Source organism: Pseudomonas sp. KH_046_2 (assembly GCF_057838985.1).
Genome location: NZ_JBYQOW010000002.1, coordinates 181138 through 199286 on the forward strand (window position 1 = coordinate 181138; position 18149 = coordinate 199286).

The following is an 18149-nucleotide window of genomic DNA, read 5'->3' on the forward strand; positions in this document are numbered from 1 at the left end:
TCAACCTCCCTCGCTCATTACCCGGCGCAGCAGGACAATTGTTTGACGTCCTTGTTAAAGGTCTGTGCGGCGAGCTTCAGCCCCTCGACCATCGTCAGGTAGGGGAACAACTGATCGGCCAGTTCCTGCACCGTCATCCGGGCGCGGATGGCAATGGCGGCGGTCTGGATGATTTCCCCCGCTTCCGGAGTCACCGCCTGCACGCCCAGCAGCCGGCCGGAGCCCGCTTCGGCGACCAACTTGATGAAACCCCGCGTGTCGAAGTTAGCCAACGCTCGTGGCACGTTGTCCAGGGTCAAGGTGCGGCTGTCGGTTTCGAGGCCGGCGTGCTGCGCTTCGGCTTCGCTGTAGCCGACGGTGGCCACTTGCGGATCGGTGAACACCACGGCCGGCATGACGTCGAGATTGAGCTTTGCCTCGCCGCCGGTCATGTTGATTGCCGCGCGGGTGCCCGCCGCCGCCGCCACATAGACGAACTGTGGTTGGTCGGTGCAGTCGCCGGCCGCATAGATATCCGCTGCGCTGGTGCGCATACCCTGATCGATCTGGATTCCACCGCGCTCGTCCAGCTTCACGCCGGCGCCGTCCAGATTCATGCCCTGGGTGTTCGGCAAGCGCCCGGTGGCAATCAGCAGTTTGTCGGCACGTAACTCACCATGGTTGGTGGCCAGTACGAACTCGCCGTTGGCGTGGGACACCTGGCTGGCTTGCGTTTGCTCCAGCACTTCGATGCCCTCCATACGGAAGGCCTCCGTCACCGCCGCGCCGATGGCCGGGTCTTCGTGGAAGAACATCGCACTGCGTGCCAGGATCGTGACCTCGCTACCCAGCCGGGCGAAGGCCTGCGCCAGTTCCACCGCCACTACGGAGGCGCCGATCACGGCGAGCCGCTTAGGGACTGTATCGCTCGCCAGCGCCTCGTCCGAGGTCCAGTAGGGCGTGTCCTTGAGACCGGGAATCGGCGGAACGGCCGCGCTCGCGCCGGTGGCGATCAGGCAGCGGTCGAAGGCAACGATGCGCTCGCCGCCCTCGGCTAGTTCCACGCTGAGCGTGTGGCCGTCCTGGAAACGGGCGGTGCCACGCAGCACGCTGATGGCTGGGGTGCTCTCCAGAATACCTTCGTATTTAGCGTGGCGCAGTTCGTCGACACGGCCTTGCTGCTGCGCGAGCAGTCGCTCGCGCAGGACCGTCGGTGTCGTGGCGGACAATCCAGTATCGAACGGACTCTCGCGGCGCAGATGGGCCACATGCGCGGCACGAATCATGATCTTGGAGGGCACGCAGCCCACGTTGACGCAGGTGCCGCCGATGATGCCGCGCTCGATCAGGGTGACGCGGGCACCGCCTTCCACCGCCTTGAGCGCGGCCGCCATCGCCGCGCCACCGCTGCCGATGACCGCAATGTGGAGCCTACCGTCTTCTTTCCCGGCGCCAGTGCTGCCGCTCAACCAGCCCCGCGCCTTGTCGAGCAGACCAGGACGGGCTTGTATCGTGGAATCTTCGAACGCCGCTCGATACCCCAGAGCCTCGACGGCGGCCTGCATTTGCTCTCGGCTTACGCCCTCGTCGGCCTTCAATTCGGCCTTCCCGCTGGCGTAGGAAACATCCGCCTGGTGCACGCCCGGAATTTGCTCCAGGGCATCTTTCACATGCTCGACACAGGAGGCGCAGGTCATGCCGACGATTTGCAGTTTGGTCATAGCGTTATTCCTCAGATGGGTCTCTTGTCGGTATTACTGTTTCTGCGGAGTCGGACAGGAATCCGGCCCGCAACGGCGGTTGGCGGGCGACACCAGATCCCATATCGACACCCCAAACATGAGGGCCAGGCCGATATAGAGCAGCCAGCCGCTCCGCCAGCCGTAAGCCAGCATCAAAAACACCGCTGCCAGCACCAGGACTGGACCGATCAGACTGAGCGCAGTCCGTCGCCACTGCCGATGATTGAGCCAGCCAAGGGCATTAACGAGCAGAGCCAGTCCAGCAAAAAGAGGCAGCAGCGTGGTGATGAACAGGCCTTCCCACTGGCTCAAAAAGCCCAGACCGATCGCGGCCCCCAGGCTGGCAAGGGCGGGAAAACACGAGGCGCAACCTATGGCGGAAACCAGCACGCCGACAGAACCGGCTTTGTCACCGATCCGCGTGAACAGATTGAAAGAATTTGCCATCGGAATGCCCGCCTATTGCTTGACGCTGGATGGGTAGCCGGCGTCCTCAGTCGCCTTGGTCAGCGCCGGGGCATTGGTCTTGGTATCGTCGAAGGTGACGGTGGCCTCGCGGTTTTCGAAGCTCACCTCAGCCTTGGTCACGCCATCGACCTTGGTCAACGCCTTCTTCACCGTAATCGGGCAGGCGGCGCAGGTCATGCCGGGCACCGACAGGGTAACGGTCTGGATGGCCGCCCAGACAGGTGTGGCGACGAGAGTGGCAAGGGCGAAGGATGCGAGCAGTTTTTTCATGGCGAACTCCTGATCAGTAGAACAAGGGAAGGATGTAAGGGAAGCCGAGCGCGACCAGCGCCAATGCCGCAACCACCCAGAACAGCAGCTTGTAGGTGGTGCGTACCTGAGGAGTCGCGCAGGCTTCCCCGGGTTTGCAGACTTGAGCCGGGCGAAAAATGCGCCGGTAGGCAAAAAAAAGCGCGATCAACGCCCCGCCGATAAAGATCGGGCGATAAGGTTCCAGCACGGTCAGGTTGCCGATCCAGGCCCCGCTGAATCCCAGTGCGATCAGTACCAACGGCCCAAGACAGCAAGTCGAGGCGAGAATCGCAGCAAGCCCCCCGACGACAAGAGGGGCGCGCCCGTTTGATGGTTCAGACATGCATTTCTCCTTTCGAGCATTTGATCGATGGTTTAAGGTTAATCCCGTAGTCATGTACGGAATCAAGCGGTATGAAAAACAATTTGGAAAGCCTGACCATCGGCGCTTTCGCCAAGGTGGCCGGGGTCAACGTGGAAACCATCCGGTTCTATCAACGCAAGGAGCTGTTGCCCGAACCGGACAAGCCCTACGGCAGCATTCGCCGCTACGGCGAGGCGGATGTCGCACGGGTGAAATTCGTAAAATCCGCGCAACGGCTAGGCTTTAGCCTCGAAGAAGTGGCCGGGCTATTGAGGCTGGATGACGGCGCTCACTGTGATGAAGCGCGCGTGCTCGCCGAGCAGAAGCTCGAGGACGTGCGCGGCAAGCTCACAGATCTGCGACGGATCGAGTCAGTTTTGGAGCAACTGGTTCACGACTGTTGTGCGAGCCACGGGACTGTTTCCTGTCCGCTGATCGTTTCGCTGCATAGGAACAAAGAGCCGCGCTGACCTACGATCAGCAGTTTCGTAAGGCGCCCCTGTTTGTCGGCTGGAGCTTAAAAAAAAGCGGCGCTCAATGAGCACCGCTGAATGGCCAAAGGAGCACTTGCAGAGGCCACAGATGGGTAATCTGACATTTACGCTCACGCCTTATCAGGACAAACTCACGCTGAGTCTGGTCGAGCGGAGCGTGGAGCGGTCGCTCATGTACTACCTTGCAGGTGAACAGGCGGGCTGCTCTTCGACACGGCTAGCCGCCGTGGCCCCTCGTTGCTCAATCTTCACCACCAAGGCCGCCTCAGCCTTGTCGTGCATAGAAGCGGCCCGCTCAATCGAACGATCGCTCCCGCCCTCGGCCCATATGGTGGATGACAGCAGAGTCGAACCCACTATCAGTAGCAGTCTTAGGTATTTCATAACAGCCTCCTCTCGGGTTTTCTACCCACGAGTCGACTCTATCTCCGTAGTTAAGTACGGAATCAAGCAGAGGATAGAGCTGGAGTACCTGGACTATTGCGCTGAGAGGAGATGGCAGGGCTTAAGTGCACTTTCTGTTCCGTTACTCTGCAAACCCCATAACGAAGGAAAGGGTATGTCTGCACTGTTGCTTGAGAACGAGCCCGCTTATCTGCAGTCGCACAGTCGCATCTCCAACCTGCGGCTCCTTATGGGTATCGGCGGCGCCATTCGGGTGGGCATCAACCGTGGCCAACTCGATCAAACGCCTTCGTTTGATGGCCCCCACTCTAAACACGAGCCAGAGGCATCACTAGGGTGGCGCTATGAAGAAGGGAGCGCTGCAAGGTGCTCCCTCTTTCATAGCCGCGGTTGTTACTTCGGCTGCTCCACGGTACGCAGATAGGGCTTCAACGTCTTGAAGCCCTGCGGGTATTTCTTCCTGGCCTCTTCGTCGGACACCGAAGTGGGAATGATGACGTCCTCGCCCGGCCGCCAATTCACTGGGGTGGCGACCGCGTGTTTGGCGTTTAATTGCAGCGAATCGAGCAGGCGCAACACTTCGTCGAAGTTGCGCCCGGCACTCATCGGGTAGATCAGCATCGCCTTGACCTTCTTGTCCGGGCCGACGATGAACACCGAGCGCACCGTAGCGTTGTCCACCGCAGTCCGTGGGCCGCCACCGGCATTCGGGTGAATCATGTCGTAGAGCTTCGCCACCACCAGATTCTCGTCGCCGATCATCGGATAGTTGACCGCATGCCCCTGGGTCTCCTTGATGTCGCCGATCCAGGCCCGGTGGTCACTGACCGGGTCGATGCTGAGCCCGACTATCCTGGTGTTGCGTTTGTCGAACTCCGGCTTGAGCCCGGCCATATAACCGAGTTCGGTGGTACAGACAGGCGTGAAGTCCTTCGGATGCGAAAACAGGATGGCCCATTTGTCGCCGATCCACTCGTGGAAGTGGAGGGTTCCTTCGGTGCTTTCGGCGGTGAAATCCGGTGCTTCGTCGCCAATACGGATTGCCATGTTCGATCTCCTTACAGTGACTGGAAGGGTAGCTGTCAGCACACTGACGGCTGTTGCGACGGCGTTCGAGTGTCTGCGTTGAACCTGTCGGCGCGAATCAGTATAGGAGACACACCAAGACAAGGCGCAAACCAGGCTGTTCACTCTGTAAGTCCTTGAATTAGCGAATCTTGCGGCGTCATCAGCATTGAGCTGGTGACTCAGTCGACAGACCCGCCTCAATCCTCTTTTCGCGGACTCGTCCAGCAATCGCGTTGCTGCTTGACATTGCCGCAATGGCAAGGTCCAACCTTACGACAGAGAGATACTTCCGGAGGTTGGTGATGACCAACGCGCTCCCCGAAACCACCCCTGCCTTGCCCGCCGGTTCAGTCCAGCAATGGACGCTCGGCGTAGATGGCATGACCTGCGCATCCTGCGTGGCACGTGTCGAGAAGGCATTGACCCGAGTGCCCGGTGTTGCTGCCGCCAGCGTCAACTTGATCAGCGAAGCGGCCACGATTGAAGTGGATGCCGACGTCGCGCTGACGCCTCTGCTCCAGGCGATAGTGGGCGCGGGCTATCGCGTGAAGGAAGACGAACTGGACTTGGCCATCGGCGGCATGACCTGCGCCTCATGCGTCGGGCGCGTCGAAAAGGCCCTGCTGAAGGTGCCGGGTGTGCTGGCGACCACGGTGAATCTGGCCAGCGAGGCGGCCCGGGTCCGGGTGGTGTCCGGCGTGGTATCGCTGGCGGCGCTGATCCAGGCGGTAGCGGCCGCCGGCTACGAGGCTAGCGTCCCGGCTGCGAAAGTGGCTGTCTCCGCGCCGCCTCACCGCGACTGGTGGCCGGTGGCTGTGGCCGCCGCGCTGTCCTTGCCGCTGGTGGTGCAGATGCTCGCCGTGTTGTTGGGGGCGCGGTGGAGCCTGCCGGGCTGGGTGCAGCTGCTACTGGCCACGCCGGTGCAGTTCTGGCTGGGCGCGCGTTTCTATCGGGCCGGTTGGAGGGCCTTGCGCGTCGGCAGCGGCAATATGGACCTCCTGGTGGCGCTCGGCACCAGTGCGGGCTACGGGCTGTCGGTCTACCTGCTGGCGACCCATGCCGGTCCCGGTGTCCCGGATCTCTATTTCGAGGCGTCCGCGATAGTGATCACCCTGATCCTGCTCGGCAAGTGGCTGGAAGCACGCGCCAAGCGCCACACGGGAGACGCCATTCGCGCGCTGCAGGCGCTTCGGCCGGACACCGCCCGCGTGCGCCGCGATGGGGTGGAGTATGAGGTGCCGGCAAGTACGTTGATCGTCGGCGACCTGGCAGTGGTGCGGCCGGGCGAGCGGGTACCGGCGGACGGCGTGGTGCACGAAGGGCGCAGCCATCTCGACGAGTCGCTGTTGACCGGCGAGAGCCTGCCGGTGGCGAAAGGTGAAGGCGACCCGGTGACCGGCGGCGCGATCAACGGTGAGGGGCTGCTGCTGATCGTGACCACGGCGGTCGGCGCGGAAAGCACCCTGGCGCGGATCATCCGTCTGGTCGAAAACGCCCAGGCTACCAAGGCGCCGATCCAGCGCTTGGTGGATCGGGTCAGCGCCGTCTTCGTACCGGTGGTGCTGGTGATCGCGGCCATGGCCCTGTTGATCGGCTGGTGGGTGACCGGCGAGGTGGCCGGCCCGCTGATCAACGCGGTAGCGGTGCTGGTGATCGCCTGCCCCTGCGCGCTGGGCCTCGCCACGCCGACCGTGATCATGGCCGGTACCGGGGTTGGCGCGCGCCACGGCATCCTGATCAAGGATGCGCAAGCGCTGGAGATCGCACGCCGGGTGAGCGTGGTGGCCTTTGACAAGACCGGCACGCTGACACTGGGCAAACCCCAGGTGACGGCACTAGAGGCGGCGGATGGCAATCCCGTGCGCTTGCTGCAACTCGCCGCATCGGCGCAGGTCGGCAGCGAGCACCCTCTGGCGCATGCGCTACTGGACAGAGCCCAGCAAGAGGGCGCTGACTTATTACCGGCATCCAGGGTCACGGCGTTGCCGGGGCGCGGTCTGGCGGCCACGGTCGCAGGCTGTGAGTTGCGCCTGGGCAGCACGCGGTTGATGCAGGAACTCGGCGTGGACCTGTCGCCGCTCGCGGCTTGCGCGGCGACGTTGGCCCAGGCCGGCAATAGCGTGTCCTGGCTTGCCGACCTATCCGAGCAGCCACTATTGGTAGGCCTGATCGCCTTCGGCGATGCGCTGAAGCCCTCCGCACGGCAGGCGGTGGCGCGGTTGCGCGAACTGGGTATCCGCACCGTGATGATCACCGGCGACAACCGTGGCGCGGCCGCCAGCGTGGCCGCGCAGCTTGGCCTCGACGAAGTGCGCGCCGAGGTGCTGCCCGGCGACAAGGCGGCGGTGGTGCAGGCGCTGAAGGCCGATGGCGCAGTGGTGGCGATGGTCGGTGACGGCATCAACGATGCGCCGGCGCTGGCGGCAGCCGACGTCGGCATCGCCATGTCGACCGGCACCGATGTGGCCATGCACACTGCCGGCATCACCCTGATGCGCGGCGACCCGGCGCTGGTGGCGGATGCGTTGATGCTGTCCCGTCGCACCTACGGGCGGATTCTGAAGAGCCTGTTCTGGGCCTCCGTTTACAACCTGGTCGGCATTCCACTGGCCGCATTCGGTCTATTGAATCCGGTGGTGGCCGGCGCGGCGATGGCGTTGTCCAGCGTGTCGGTGGTCACTTACGCCCTGCTGCTGAAGCGTTGGCGGCCGGCACTGGGAGAGCTGGACTGACTCGGTGGCTTACCGAGGAGGAGGAATCGATGAACATTGGCGAAGCGGCAAGTGAAAGTGGTTTGTCCGCCAAGATGATCCGTTACTACGAACGCATTGACCTGATCCCGTCCTCACAACGCACGCAGGCCGGCTATCGCGTCTACCGCGAGAACGACATACAGGTTTTGCGTTTCATTCACAATGCGCGAGATCTGGGCTTCTCGGTCGCGCAGGTGCGTAGCGTGTTGGCATTATGGCGGTACCGTACGCGTCCAGACGTTGAGGTTGATGCCGTCGCCCGAAGTTACCTCGAGGCGTTGAATACGCGTATTGCTACGCTGCAGGTCATGCGCGAGGCCCTGTCTTACCTGGCCGAGCATTGCGACGACTCTGAGCGACCACCTGGGCCGATTCTGGATGATCCGGCCCCCCAATACCTATCTGAAAGGAGAACATCATGACTTGCAATAAATCCACCATGACTCGGCTGGGCATCGGTGCCGCCATTATCCTGGTGGCTGCCTATGTCTTGTTCCCGGCTTTTCAAACCTGGATCGTGGCGAACGGGCTGATCTTGCTGTTGCTGCTCTGTCCGCTGTCGATGCTGTTCATGGGCGGCATGCACAAGGATGCGCCCGCTGCCGACGACACCCAGAAGGCCAAGCGGACAGAGCGCAACCCCAACGATGAACCGTGATCTGTAACCGCTTTCATGGCCCACAAGCTGACTGAGGGCAGAGGTGCACTTCTATGCCTGCCTGCATTTGCTCGAGGCGAGGACGCGATCTCTTGGTCAGCGAACACATCCATACGGGTTCTATTTTGTGTATCGATAATTGTGTGCTTCGTTACTGGCGACTAGACTCCTCGCATGAAACGCTACCTGCGGCTTTACCTCGTTTTCCTGCTCAGTCTGGCGCTTCCCCTCAGCGGGATGGCGGGCATTCAGCTGCAGGCAGACCGATGCCCGATGAAAACTGCGGGTATGGGAAAGATGGGGCAGAACTGTTGTCACGATATGAACAGCTTTTCCAATCCTGGCAAGCCCTGCAAAACCGGCCAGGAATGCAAGACCGGCAGCGTGCTGCAAGTGTCGATCGTGAAAATCCCCGTCATACGGTCGGCCCCCCTTGTCGTTTCCTTCTTCCACGACTTCCTTCTCGCCCAAGCACCTTCAGAGGTATGGCGACCGCCCCGCGTTTGATTCCTGCATCAAACTGATCTCCACTTGCATTGGCGGGATGGTTTGCCCGTGCGTATCTGAGCGGTACGCAAAGGATTACGCACGGCGAGCGAAACGTCCCGCTTTAAGCGAAATGTACCTTCGGCCGTTGTATCGCCGTGGTGGTCTACTTTTGGCTGTGTCGAGCCTGAGTGAGCCGTCCACGGCCGAAACCCCCACATCAATTGAGGAACAAACAAATGACCACTAAAATTGCCATGACCGGTGCCGCCCTGGCTCTCGCCGCCGCTGGCCTGTTCTCCAGCATCCCGACCCCGGTCGTCGCCGAGGAAGCCCAGACGATACACTGTTACGGTATCAACGCCTGTAAAGGGAAGAACGACTGCATGACCGCGAAAAACGCCTGTAAAGGACAAGGCACCTGTAAAGGCAAAGGTTTTCTGAAGATGACCAAGGCCGAGTGCAACAACTCCGGTGGCAAGGTCGGCAATTAAGTGGGCGCGGGGCGGCCCTTGCGGGGCGCCCCGATCTCTTTGGCGAAGGAGCCCGGTATGTCTTCAGCTACTCCCTGCCTCGGCTACGGCCTGGGGCTGCGCAGCACCTACTACAGCGAGATACTCGAGCAGCACCCAACGGTGGATTGGTTCGAAATAGTCTCGGAAAACTATATGGTCGACGGCGGTAAGGCGCTCTATTACCTGGACGCCATCGGCGAGCGCTATCCACTGGTGATGCACGGCGTCTCGCTGTCCATCGGCGGCCCGCACCCGCTGGATCGCGACTACTTACAACGGCTCAAGCAGCTGGCCGAGCGGGTACAACCGGCATGGATCTCCGACCACCTGTGCTGGAGTCGCGGCAACGCTCACCAGCTGCACGACCTACTGCCGCTGCCCTACAGCGAGGAGAGTCTGCAGCATGTGGCCGCCCGCGTGCGCCAAGTGCAGGACACGCTGCAGCGCCCGTTGGTGTTGGAGAACGTATCCAGCTATGTGCGCACGGCGGATGCCGACTTCAGCGAGTGGGAGTTCCTCACTGCCCTCAGCGACCTCAGCGGCTGCGAGCTGCTGCTGGACGTCAATAACGTTTACGTCAGCGCGCGCAACCACGATTTCGACCCCTGGACCTTCATCAGCGCCCTGCCGGCCGGGCGTATCCGTCAGCTGCACCTGGCCGGGCACAGCGACTATGGGCATTACCTGATCGACACCCATGACCACCCGATCAGTGATCCGGTCTGGCAGCTCTACCAGCGCACACTGCGCCATCTGGGCCCGGTCGCCACGCTGTTGGAGCGCGACGACCACTTCCCTCCGCTGGCCGAGCTGCTCGTCGAGCTGGACAAGGCCCGCACCCTCGGTGCCGCGGCCCTCAAGGCGGAGGCCATATGCGCCTGATTGACTGGCAGCTTGAGCTCGAGGCCTTCCTGCTCGGCGATCAGCCTTTGCCTGCCGCGGCGCTGCGCGACAGCCTGCTCGGCAGCCCCGTCCTGAGCGTCGAGGAAGGCTTGGCGATCTACCACAACGCGTACCGTGCACGTCTGCTGGAAACCCTTCGCGAGGACTACCCCTCGCTGTGTCACTGGCTCGGCGACGACGAATTCGAGCGTCTGGCGAGTGCCTACCTGCGCGTCCACCCCTCGCAGCACTACAGCCTGCGCTGGCTTGGAGCGCGACTGCCAGCCTTCATCGAAGGCTACCTGGTGGCCGAGCAGAGCGCGCCCCTCGCCGAGTTGGCGCGCCTGGAATGGGCCTTCACCCTGGCCTTCGACGCGCCTGAGGGCGTGCCCCTGACCCTGGAAATCATGGCCAGCCTGCCGCCCGCCGAATGGCCCAGCCTGCAGGTACGCCTGGTGCCCAGCGTGCAGTGGCAGGTCTGCCGCTACAACAGCCTGGCGCTCTGGCGCGCGGGCAAGGCCGAAGCCGAGGCGCAAGACTTTCCAGCCAGCCTGGCGCTGGAGCAGGGAGAGGTCTGCCTGATCTGGCGCCAGGGCCTGGTCAGCCGCTACCGCAGCCTGGGCGCGGCGGAGACCAAGGCGCTGCACGGCATGGCCGTCGACGGCTGGAACTTCGGCGAGCTGTGTGTCGTACTGACCGCCTATAGCGATGCCGCGCCGCTACAGGCCGCCACTTGGCTTAAGCAGTGGATCAGCGAGGGTACGCTTGAACGTCCAGGCTCGTCTCTCTAGTTCCCACTCCTCCGGTTATGTGCCAGCGCCTAATGAGCATGCAGGCTTTCAGACGCAGAGGCCGCGCGGGGCCTCACAGAAACGGGCGCATCCTTATGCATGAGGAGCATCTCCGCCTGCATTCAATCGTGACACGGGCGGCCCGCTTGACTGACAAATACGCCTTAACGAGCGGTGCTTCATCATGACTGTCCTGCATGCAAGCTTCACATAACAGTAGTTGTGTGGCCCGCGACCAGCGGCTAGACTCCCCCACATGAAACGCTACCTGCGGTGCTGCCTCATTTTTCTGATTAGCTTGGTGCTTCCCCTCAGCGGGATGGCGGGCGTCCAGGCACCGACAGAACCTTGCCCGATGGAAACCATGGGCATGGCGATGATGGGGGATATGGCCCAGGACTGTTGCCACGACATGAAAAGCCCCTCCGATCATGGCAAACCCTGCAAGCCTGGCCAGGAATGCAAGACTGGTGGCATGCTGCAAGTCTCGATCATCAAGCCTCCTGTCACCTTGTCCAGCCCCGTAGTGCTTTCCTTCTCCAGCGACTTCCTGCCTGCCCAGAGCCCTTCCGGGGTGTGGCGACCGCCTCGCGCTTGATTCCTGTACCACACTGAGTCTCATCCCGCCCTGGCGGGATGGCATTTCTGCGTGCATGTCTAAGAGGCGCGCAGTTATTCATCACAGGAATCGTGAGCATGAACTCCAAGTGCTATTGCACAGGCTGGTCCCTCGTGGCCGGCCTGGTGGCAAGCGTACTGGCATTGCCGAGCGTCGCCGCCCCGCTGACACTCGATGAAGCCTTGCGGCTGGCCGAAAACAACGCCCCATCACTGACGGCCCAAGCGGCCAAACTGCAAGCCGCCAGCAGCGCGGCCATTCCAGCCGGCGAATTACCCGATCCGAAATTACTGCTGGGCGTGCAGAATTACCCCATTGGCGGTCCCGATCGCTGGCGCATAGACCAGGACTTCATGACCATGCAAATGGTCGGGGTCATGCAGGAAGTGCCCAACCGCGACAAACGTAAAGCACGTGTTGAGGTCGCCGAGGCGGCCGTCGATCGAGCTGCGGCTGAAGGCCGTGTGGAGCGCCTGAATGTCCGCCAGGCCACCGCATTGGCCTGGATCAGCAGCTATTCAGTCGAGCGTAAAGAGGCACTGTTCCAGGACTTCTATCGAGAGAACCGTCTGTTGGCCGATACCGTCCGGGCACAGATCGCCGGCGGCCGTGCTCAGCCAGCCGATGCTGTCACGCCGAAACAGGAAGCCGCTCAGTTGGCGGAGCAACAGGACGAACTGATTCGCCTGCGTGCGCAAGCCCGAGCCGCGCTCAAACGCTGGATTGGTCCGGCCGCCAATGACCAACCAGTAGGCAATCTGCCGGAGTGGCCCATCGATACTTCGGGGTACGCCCATAAGCTGCAACATCATCCTGCGCTGACGGCCTTCGCCCCGATGACCCGTGAAGCGCAGGCCAAGGTGCGTGAGGCGCAAGCGGAAAAACAGTCCGACTGGAGCTGGGAACTCGATTACCAGCGCCGCGGGCGGGAATTTGGCGACATGGTCAGCGTGCAATTCACCTTCGACCTGCCACTGTTCCCCGGCTCTCGACAGAACCCGAAGATCGCCGCCAAATACGCCGAGTTGAATCAATTGGAGGCCGAGCGCGAAGCCCTGACACGCGAGCATACCGAGCAACTGGAGGCGGATCTGGCCGAATACGAACGCCTGAACCGCGCCGTACGCCGCAGCCACGACAGCCTGTTGCCCCTGGCCAAGGAAAAGGTCGGGCTGAGCATGGCCAGCTACCGCGCCGGTAAAGGTGAGCTAGCACCGGTCATCGCTGCCCGGCGTGAACTCATCGAGGCCCGCCTCAAACAGATTGACTTCGAAGAACAGCGAGCACTGACCAGTGCGCGCCTGTATTTCACTTACGGGGAAACCAGCCAATGAGCACTCGAATCTGGAAAGGGGCTTTGCTCGCAGGCCTCTCGGTAGCCGTAGGCCTTGGCGGCGGTTACTGGTTCGCTCAGCAGCGCATGAACGCAATGCCTGATGCGGCCGCCGAGCAGAGTCCCAAGACGCAAGACGAACGCAAGGTGCTGTATTGGTACGATCCGATGGTCCCGCAGCAGAAGTTCGATAAACCGGGCAAATCGCCCTTCATGGATATGGAGTTGGTGCCCCGATACGCTGATGCAGCGGCAGACGGTGCAGCCATGAGTATCGACCCCAGCCTGACCCAGAATCTCGGCCTGCGCCTTGCAACCGTCACTCGCGGAGTCCTCGCCTCCAGCCTGGACGTGGTCGGTGTGCTGGCGTTCAACGAGCGGAATGTCGCCGTGATTCAGGCGCGTACCGCGGGTTTTGTGGAACGGGTGTATGCCCATGCTCCAGGCGATGTGCTCAAAGCCAATGCGCCATTGGCGGATATCCTGGTACCGGAATGGGCGGCTGCTCAGGAAGAATTCCTCGCACTGAAGCGTAATGGCGATGCCGACTTGTTGGCGGCGGCACGCCAACGGCTACGCCTCACGGGGATGCCAACGGCTCTGATTACTCAGGTAGAGCGCAGCGGCAAGGTTCAGCCGAACCTGACGCTCACCAGTCCCATTGGTGGTGTGCTGCAAGCGTTGGATGTACGTTCGGGTATGACCGTGGCCACCGGCGAGACGCTGGCCCGTGTCAATGGTTTGAGCAGCGTCTGGCTAGCTGTAGCGGTTCCAGAGTCGCAGACGGGATCGATCGTCGTCGGTCAAACGGTCGAAGCACGCCTGCCAGCCTTCCCTGGGACTGTGCTCAACGGCACGGTCAGCGCGATTCTTCCCGAAACCAATCCGGACAGTCGCACCCTTCGCGTACGCGTCGAACTACCCAACCCTGACGGGCGCCTCAGACCCGGATTGACGGCTCAGGTGCGCCTGAACCATACGACCGAGCAAAGTGTGTTGTGGGTGCCGAGCGAGGCGGTCATCCGCACCGGCCGGCGCACGCTGGTCATGCTCGCTGAAGATGCGGGTCGCTACCGTCCGGTAGAAGTGCAACTTGGGCAGGAAAACGACGGCAAGACGGCGGTATTGAAAGGCTTGCAAGAAGGTCAACAGGTGGTCAGCTCCGGCCAGTTCCTGCTCGACTCCGAGGCCAGCCTCAAGGGCATCATCGCCAGCACGCTGGAAACATCACCACCTGCCGCCACAGCCTCCGCCTTACATGAGGCAGAGGGGCAAATCGTCGAGATCAATAGTAAAGACGTGACGCTCGCCCACGGCCCCTTCAAGACATTGGGTATGCCAGGCATGACCATGACCTTTCCGTTAGCCGACCCTACGCTCATGCAAGGGCTCAAGTCGGGCGACAAGGTTCGTGTATCAGCCAGTCAAACCGATGATGGTTTGCGCATTGAGCGCCTGGAAAAACTAGGGGGCCAGCCATGATCGCGGCCCTTATCCGCTGGTCAGTAGCCAACCGCTTCCTGGTGCTGCTGGCGACGCTCTTTGTCACCGCCTGGGGCATTTGGTCGGTTCAGAGCACTCCGATCGATGCATTGCCAGACCTTTCCGATGTTCAGGTGATCATTCGCACCCCTTATCCGGGACAAGCGCCGCAGATCGTTGAGAACCAGGTGACCTATCCGTTAGCCACCACCATGCTTTCGGTACCGGGGGCGAAGACCGTGCGCGGCTATTCATTTTTCGGCGACAGCTTCGTTTACGTGCTGTTCGAAGACGGTACCGATATGTATTGGGCGCGTTCACGGGTCCTGGAATACCTGAGCCAGATACAAAGCCGCTTGCCGGCCAGCGCCAAACCGGCGCTGGGCCCGGATGCCACCGGGGTGGGCTGGATCTATCAGTACGCCCTGGTGGATCGCAGCGGCGGACACGACCTGGCGCAACTGCGGGCCCTGCAGGACTGGTTCCTCAAGTTCGAACTCAAGACCCTGGCGAACGTTGCGGAGGTGGCCACCGTCGGCGGCATGGTCAAGCAGTACCAGGTGCAGCTTGATCCGCTCAAACTGGCCAGCCTGGGTATCACTCAGGCTGAAGTGACCGAAGCTATCGGCAAGGCCAATCAGGAAACCGGTGGTGCTGTGCTGGAGCTGGCGGAGACCGAGTTCATGGTGCGCGCCTCCGGCTACCTGAGGACCCTCAATGACTTTCGCGCGATTCCACTCAAGCTCGGTGCTGCTGGCGTACCGGTGACCCTTGGCGATGTAGCCACGATCCAACTGGGGCCGGAAATGCGTCGCGGCATCACCGAACTCGACGGCGAAGGCGAGACCGTTGGTGGCGTGGTGATTCTGCGCAGTGGCAAGAACGCCCGCGAGACCATCGCGGCGGTCAAGGCCAAACTCGACGACTTGAAAAGCAGTCTGCCGGCCGGGGTGGAAATCGTCACCACCTATGACCGCAGCAAGCTGATCGACCGCGCCGTGGAAAACCTCAGCCACAAGCTGTTCGAGGAGTTCATCGTCGTCGCGCTGGTCTGCGCGATCTTCCTTTGGCATCTGCGCTCATCTCTGGTGGCCATTATCTCGCTACCGGTGGGGATACTGATTGCTTTCATCGTCATGCGTTACCAAGGGATCAACGCCAACATCATGTCCCTGGGCGGGATCGCTATCGCCATCGGCGCCATGGTCGATGCCGCCGTGGTGATGATCGAAAACGCCCACAAAAAGGTCGAGGCCTGGCACGCGGCCCATCCAGGGGAAGAGCTGAAGGGCGAACATCACTGGCATGTGATGACCGAAGCGGCGACCGAGGTGGGGCCGGCGCTGTTCTTCTGCCTGCTGATTATCACCCTGTCGTTCATTCCGGTGTTCACCCTAGAGGCGCAGGAGGGCCGTCTGTTCGGCCCACTGGCCTTCACCAAGACCTACGCCATGGCCGCGGCGGCCGGACTGTCGGTGACCCTGGTGCCGGTGTTGATGGGTTACTGGATTCGCGGACGGATTCCCAATGAGCAACAGAACCCATTGAACCGTTGGTTGATCAGGATCTATCAACCGGCCCTGGACGCAGTGCTGCGTCGCCCCAAAATCACCCTGCTGGTCGCGCTACTGATTTTTCTCAGCACGCTATGGCCGATCTCTCGCTTGGGTGGCGAATTCCTCCCTGCGCTGGACGAGGGCGATCTGCTCTATATGCCCTCGGCTCTGCCGGGGTTGTCAGCACAGAAAGCGTCGCAACTGTTGCAACAGACTGATCGCCTGATCAAGACAGTGCCCGAAGTCGAACACGTCTTCGGTAAAGCTGGCCGCGCCGAAACCGCCACCGACCCGGCCCCGCTGGAGATGTTCGAAACCACCATCCAGTTCAAACCGCACGAGCAATGGCGTCCAGGGATGACCCAGGAAAAGCTGGTAGAAGAACTGGATCGAGTGGTACGCGTCCCTGGCCTGACCAATATCTGGATACCACCGATCCGCAACCGCATCGACATGCTCGCCACCGGGATCAAGAGTCCGATCGGGGTGAAAGTTGCCGGCACCAACCTGACGGAGATCGATGCGGTTACTCAGGCGGTCGAGCGGGTGGCCAAGGACGTGCCCGGGGTCAGTTCGGCCCTGGCCGAGCGATTGACGGGTGGGCGTTATATCGATGTGGATATTGATCGTAAGGCTGCTGCCCGCTACGGGCTGAATATCGCCGATGTGCAGTCGATCGTGGCCGGCGCTATCGGCGGTGAAAACGTCGGCGAGACCATTGAAGGGCTCGCACGCTTCCCGATCAACGTGCGTTATCCCCGAGAGTGGCGTGATTCGCTTGGCGCTCTGGAGCAACTGCCGATCTACACCCCGCTGGGGAGCCAGATCACCCTGGGCACGGTGGCGAAGGTCAAGGTCAGTGAAGGCCCGCCGATGCTCAAGAGCGAAAATGCCCGACCTTCCGGCTGGGTGTATATCGACGTGCGCGGCCGGGACATTGCCTCAGTGGTTGCTGACTTGCGCCGGGTCGTCAGTGAGCAGGTCAAGCTGCAGCCAGGCATGAGCCTGAACTACTCAGGACAGTTCGAGTTTCTCGAACGAGCCAACGCACGGCTCAAACTGGTAGTGCCGGCCACGTTGCTGATCATTTTCGTGCTGCTGTACCTGACGTTCGCCCGCTTCGACGAGGCTTTGCTGATCATGGCTACCTTGCCCTTCGCCCTCACTGGCGGGGCATGGTTCCTGTATCTGTTGGGATTCAACCTGTCGGTGGCCACCGGAGTCGGCTTTATCGCATTGGCCGGCGTGTCTGCCGAATTTGGCGTGATCATGCTGCTTTACCTGAAGAACGCCTGGACCGAACGTGAAGACGTCGGTGATAACACTGAGCGTGGGTTGATCGCCGCGATTCGTGAAGGTGCGGTGCAGCGGGTTCGACCCAAGGCCATGACCGTGGCCGTCATCATCGCTGGCCTGTTACCCATCCTTTGGGGCAGCGGTACCGGTAGCGAAGTGATGAGTCGCATCGCCGCGCCCATGGTCGGCGGCATGATCACCGCCCCCTTACTGTCCCTGTTCGTCATTCCGGCGGCCTACCGCTTGATGCGCCGCCGGCACCTCCCGGTTGTACCCACCAACCCTCAAGGAAAAGTAGTATGAAACTGACCCTGATCGCCGTTGCAAGCACCCTTGTCGCATTGTCCCTTTCTGCTCAGGCAGAGGACATGCCGGGTATGAAAATGGACGATATGCCCATGGAAGGCATGCAGATGAAGCAGGAAACAAAGCAGGCTCCAGTGGCCAAAGCCGAGGGTACGATCAAGGCCGTCGATACCGCGAAACACACGGTGACTATCGCCCATGGCGCTGTGCCGTCCGTGCAGTGGCCTGCCATGACCATGGCATTCAACGCAACAGCCAAGCAACAGGCAGGCCTGAAGGTTGGGGATCGAGTAGCGTTTGAGTTTCGCGCCGAGGGAATGGCAGCCACCGTCGTATCTATCAAGACTCTGAAGTAGCAATGGCATGGCTGGCCGGTTCGACATTCACAAGCTGATACCGGACCAGCCATCCGCCATTCATCGGCGCATTGGCTCGCGAAAGTCTTGCAGCCAAGCTGTGTAATGAAGAGTTGATTGCTCCACCGTCCTCTTGTTTTGCTCCTTTGGTTTGGAGGATGGTTTTAGGCGCCTGAGTTAGGCGCCTTTTTTTGGTGCGCCAGGCATGGCGCGTTGCGCGTAAGCGCAACCAGCTTGGCTGTGGTGGCCACGCTGGTGACTTGGAGGTGAAAGTCCTCTACACACCCGGCGAGGGGAAGTGTTAG

19 protein-coding genes are annotated in these 18149 nt (G+C 61.6%); 13 read left to right on the top strand and 6 right to left on the bottom strand.

Annotated features, from left to right (window positions below):
• Positions 1-17: 17 nt before the first annotated feature.
• Genes merA through merT form a run of 4 tightly spaced genes read right to left on the bottom strand, consistent with a single transcriptional unit; the run spans position 18 to position 2823 of the window.
• Positions 18-1700 (bottom strand): mercury(II) reductase, encoded by a 1683-nt coding sequence (merA, locus tag AC3IX1_RS29735; protein ID WP_489261486.1) that lies wholly within the window; start codon positions 1698-1700, stop codon positions 18-20.
• A gap of 33 nt (positions 1701-1733) precedes the next feature.
• Positions 1734-2168 (bottom strand): organomercurial transporter MerC, encoded by a 435-nt coding sequence (gene merC, locus AC3IX1_RS29740; RefSeq protein ID WP_102599624.1) that lies wholly within the window; start codon positions 2166-2168, stop codon positions 1734-1736.
• Positions 2169-2180: 12 nt separating this feature from the next.
• Positions 2181-2459: a mercury resistance system periplasmic binding protein MerP gene (merP, locus tag AC3IX1_RS29745; RefSeq protein ID WP_019819715.1), complete on the bottom strand. Its 279-nt coding sequence runs from the start codon at positions 2457-2459 to the stop codon at positions 2181-2183.
• A gap of 13 nt (positions 2460-2472) precedes the next feature.
• Complete coding sequence (gene merT / locus AC3IX1_RS29750; RefSeq protein WP_102599625.1) at positions 2473-2823, bottom strand: mercuric ion transporter MerT; 351 nt, start codon at positions 2821-2823, stop codon at positions 2473-2475.
• Between the two features lie 71 nt (positions 2824-2894).
• On the opposite strand from merT, the gene merR reads away from it, so the two are divergent.
• Complete coding sequence (gene merR / locus AC3IX1_RS29755) at positions 2895-3314, top strand: mercury resistance transcriptional regulator MerR (protein WP_010466040.1); 420 nt, start codon at positions 2895-2897, stop codon at positions 3312-3314.
• A gap of 201 nt (positions 3315-3515) precedes the next feature.
• On the opposite strand, the gene AC3IX1_RS29760 is transcribed toward merR, so the two are convergent.
• Together AC3IX1_RS29760 and AC3IX1_RS29765 are read right to left on the bottom strand one after the other, a co-directional pair.
• Complete coding sequence (locus AC3IX1_RS29760; RefSeq protein WP_010466038.1) at positions 3516-3722, bottom strand: co-regulatory protein PtrA N-terminal domain-containing protein; 207 nt, start codon at positions 3720-3722, stop codon at positions 3516-3518.
• 414 nt (positions 3723-4136) lie between these two features.
• Entirely contained in the window at positions 4137-4790 is a 654-nt protein-coding gene (locus AC3IX1_RS29765; RefSeq protein WP_010466033.1) for a peroxiredoxin, read from the bottom strand.
• A 323-nt stretch (positions 4791-5113) separates the two neighbouring features.
• Between AC3IX1_RS29765 and AC3IX1_RS29770 the strand changes: the two genes are divergently transcribed.
• The 12 genes from AC3IX1_RS29770 (at position 5114) to AC3IX1_RS29825 (ending at position 17844) form a co-directional block, all read left to right on the top strand.
• Positions 5114-7543: a heavy metal translocating P-type ATPase gene (locus AC3IX1_RS29770; protein WP_010466031.1), complete on the top strand. Its 2430-nt coding sequence runs from the start codon at positions 5114-5116 to the stop codon at positions 7541-7543.
• A gap of 29 nt (positions 7544-7572) precedes the next feature.
• Positions 7573-7986 carry a MerR family transcriptional regulator gene (locus tag AC3IX1_RS29775; RefSeq protein ID WP_010466029.1) on the top strand — a complete coding sequence of 138 codons (414 nt, stop codon included), beginning with the start codon at positions 7573-7575 and terminating at the stop codon, positions 7984-7986.
• Positions 7983-8222, top strand: coding sequence for a DUF2933 domain-containing protein (locus tag AC3IX1_RS29780; protein ID WP_010466027.1), 240 nt, complete (start codon positions 7983-7985; stop codon positions 8220-8222). The genes AC3IX1_RS29775 and AC3IX1_RS29780 overlap by 4 nt, the downstream gene beginning before the upstream one ends.
• Positions 8223-8396: 174 nt before the next feature.
• Positions 8397-8729, top strand: coding sequence for a hypothetical protein (locus AC3IX1_RS29785; protein ID WP_010466025.1), 333 nt, complete (start codon positions 8397-8399; stop codon positions 8727-8729).
• 218 nt (positions 8730-8947) lie between these two features.
• Positions 8948-9202: a BufA2 family periplasmic bufferin-type metallophore gene (gene bufA2 / locus AC3IX1_RS29790; RefSeq protein WP_489388808.1), complete on the top strand. Its 255-nt coding sequence runs from the start codon at positions 8948-8950 to the stop codon at positions 9200-9202.
• Between the two features lie 57 nt (positions 9203-9259).
• Complete coding sequence (gene bufB / locus AC3IX1_RS29795; protein ID WP_010466021.1) at positions 9260-10105, top strand: MNIO family bufferin maturase; 846 nt, start codon at positions 9260-9262, stop codon at positions 10103-10105.
• Positions 10096-10896, top strand: a complete 801-nt coding sequence (locus tag AC3IX1_RS29800; protein WP_454865489.1) for an HvfC/BufC family peptide modification chaperone — start codon at positions 10096-10098, stop codon at positions 10894-10896. The genes bufB and AC3IX1_RS29800 overlap by 10 nt, the downstream gene beginning before the upstream one ends.
• 256 nt (positions 10897-11152) lie before the next feature.
• Positions 11153-11494, top strand: a complete 342-nt coding sequence (locus AC3IX1_RS29805) for a hypothetical protein (protein WP_411961205.1) — start codon at positions 11153-11155, stop codon at positions 11492-11494.
• Between the two features lie 98 nt (positions 11495-11592).
• Complete coding sequence (locus AC3IX1_RS29810) at positions 11593-12849, top strand: TolC family protein (protein ID WP_489388809.1); 1257 nt, start codon at positions 11593-11595, stop codon at positions 12847-12849.
• A complete protein-coding gene (locus AC3IX1_RS29815; protein WP_489388810.1) occupies positions 12846-14330 on the top strand; it encodes an efflux RND transporter periplasmic adaptor subunit in 1485 nt (494 codons plus the stop codon). The genes AC3IX1_RS29810 and AC3IX1_RS29815 overlap by 4 nt, the downstream gene beginning before the upstream one ends.
• The gene (locus AC3IX1_RS29820; RefSeq protein WP_489388811.1) at positions 14327-17485 is read left to right on the top strand and encodes an efflux RND transporter permease subunit; all 3159 of its coding nucleotides are present in this window, start codon (positions 14327-14329) and stop codon (positions 17483-17485) included. Before AC3IX1_RS29815 ends, AC3IX1_RS29820 begins: the two co-directional genes overlap by 4 nt.
• Entirely contained in the window at positions 17482-17844 is a 363-nt protein-coding gene (locus AC3IX1_RS29825; protein WP_489388812.1) for a copper-binding protein, read from the top strand. The genes AC3IX1_RS29820 and AC3IX1_RS29825 overlap by 4 nt, the downstream gene beginning before the upstream one ends.
• The last annotated feature ends 305 nt before the right edge of the window (positions 17845-18149 follow it).

Coding starts and splice junctions, on each gene's coding strand:
- merA (WP_489261486.1), bottom strand. CDS start 1,700: ATGACCAAACTGCAAATCGTCGGCATGACCTGCGCCTCCTGTGTCGAG.
- merC (WP_102599624.1), bottom strand. CDS start 2,168: ATGGCAAATTCTTTCAATCTGTTCACGCGGATCGGTGACAAAGCCGGT.
- merP (WP_019819715.1), bottom strand. CDS start 2,459: ATGAAAAAACTGCTCGCATCCTTCGCCCTTGCCACTCTCGTCGCCACA.
- merT (WP_102599625.1), bottom strand. CDS start 2,823: ATGTCTGAACCATCAAACGGGCGCGCCCCTCTTGTCGTCGGGGGGCTT.
- merR (WP_010466040.1), top strand. CDS start 2,895: ATGAAAAACAATTTGGAAAGCCTGACCATCGGCGCTTTCGCCAAGGTG.
- AC3IX1_RS29760 (WP_010466038.1), bottom strand. CDS start 3,722: ATGAAATACCTAAGACTGCTACTGATAGTGGGTTCGACTCTGCTGTCA.
- AC3IX1_RS29765 (WP_010466033.1), bottom strand. CDS start 4,790: ATGGCAATCCGTATTGGCGACGAAGCACCGGATTTCACCGCCGAAAGC.
- AC3IX1_RS29770 (WP_010466031.1), top strand. CDS start 5,114: ATGACCAACGCGCTCCCCGAAACCACCCCTGCCTTGCCCGCCGGTTCA.
- AC3IX1_RS29775 (WP_010466029.1), top strand. CDS start 7,573: ATGAACATTGGCGAAGCGGCAAGTGAAAGTGGTTTGTCCGCCAAGATG.
- AC3IX1_RS29780 (WP_010466027.1), top strand. CDS start 7,983: ATGACTTGCAATAAATCCACCATGACTCGGCTGGGCATCGGTGCCGCC.
- AC3IX1_RS29785 (WP_010466025.1), top strand. CDS start 8,397: ATGAAACGCTACCTGCGGCTTTACCTCGTTTTCCTGCTCAGTCTGGCG.
- bufA2 (WP_489388808.1), top strand. CDS start 8,948: ATGACCACTAAAATTGCCATGACCGGTGCCGCCCTGGCTCTCGCCGCC.
- bufB (WP_010466021.1), top strand. CDS start 9,260: ATGTCTTCAGCTACTCCCTGCCTCGGCTACGGCCTGGGGCTGCGCAGC.
- AC3IX1_RS29800 (WP_454865489.1), top strand. CDS start 10,096: ATGCGCCTGATTGACTGGCAGCTTGAGCTCGAGGCCTTCCTGCTCGGC.
- AC3IX1_RS29805 (WP_411961205.1), top strand. CDS start 11,153: ATGAAACGCTACCTGCGGTGCTGCCTCATTTTTCTGATTAGCTTGGTG.
- AC3IX1_RS29810 (WP_489388809.1), top strand. CDS start 11,593: ATGAACTCCAAGTGCTATTGCACAGGCTGGTCCCTCGTGGCCGGCCTG.
- AC3IX1_RS29815 (WP_489388810.1), top strand. CDS start 12,846: ATGAGCACTCGAATCTGGAAAGGGGCTTTGCTCGCAGGCCTCTCGGTA.
- AC3IX1_RS29820 (WP_489388811.1), top strand. CDS start 14,327: ATGATCGCGGCCCTTATCCGCTGGTCAGTAGCCAACCGCTTCCTGGTG.
- AC3IX1_RS29825 (WP_489388812.1), top strand. CDS start 17,482: ATGAAACTGACCCTGATCGCCGTTGCAAGCACCCTTGTCGCATTGTCC.